General features: G+C 42.0%; 1 pseudogene. It reads left to right on the top strand.

Features of this window, described 5'->3' with window-relative positions:
• Positions 1–465: 465 nt before the first annotated feature.
• A pseudogene (locus AC1DF0_RS31980) lies at positions 466–617 on the top strand (IS110 family RNA-guided transposase); the annotation flags it as partial.

Raw genomic sequence — 617 nt, 5'->3', positions numbered from 1 at the left:
CACATGGCTTGTGTCACAATCGTGTTGTTGTTTTAGTTCATATATTTTATAGCTTTTATTTCTGTTTGGTGTTTGATGTGCTTTGTCTAACAAAAATCTACTCCAGACATCTCTTTAGATAAGCAGAAAGCAGCCTCCTGTTCAATCATTATTTAAAACAGACATTTTGTTGAAAGTTACAGATCTCGGCAACTCGACACTTCGGATCTCCGCTCACGCTCAATAAACCGAAAGCGGATTTCTGATCTACTGCCGGTTTATTGTTTTGAACTAAAGTTGCTAATGTAACGAAGTTGCCGATCGCGCTGACAGCTTTGTCCTGGTGGTTAATTGAACTAACGTCTCCCGTTAGAATTCCTGTAAAACGAATAATTTGGAGTTTGAACAAAAACGAGCGCCTCGTTACGATGGGATTATGCAACGGGTCAAAAGCCCTTTWAATCCACATCAGGAGGTCGCTCTATCATRAAGTTTAAGGCACAAGACAAGCAAAATCAACTCATAGAAAACATTACCGTCCATCACTTGGTTATCGGCGTAGACATCGCCCAAGAATCCCATGTAGCCCGCGCTGTCAGCTTTCGTGGAATTGCTCTAGGAACTCCACTCGAGTTCGG

This window comes from Paenibacillus sp. 05T425 (assembly GCF_056396205.1).
The sequence above is the reverse complement of the archived record's forward strand: the minus strand, read 5'-3'. Positions and strand labels throughout refer to the sequence as shown.